Genomic DNA, 208 nt, shown 5'->3' on the forward strand with positions numbered 1-208 from the left:
TGCTCTCCCTTGTGGGAGCGGGCTTGCTCGCGAAGGCGGTTTATCATTCAACATTAATGTCGTCTGACCCACCGCCTTCGCGAGCAAGCCCGCTCCCACATTGGGACGTGCAAGCCTCCGGCTTACGTGCTTCCAAGGATATGACCATGTCCCAAGAACGTCGCTACAGCTTCGAGTTCTTCCCTACGAAGACCGATGCTGGGCATGA

Source organism: Pseudomonas sp. F01002, from assembly GCF_004402115.1.
GTDB lineage: Bacteria > Pseudomonadota > Gammaproteobacteria > Pseudomonadales > Pseudomonadaceae > Aquipseudomonas > Aquipseudomonas frigoris.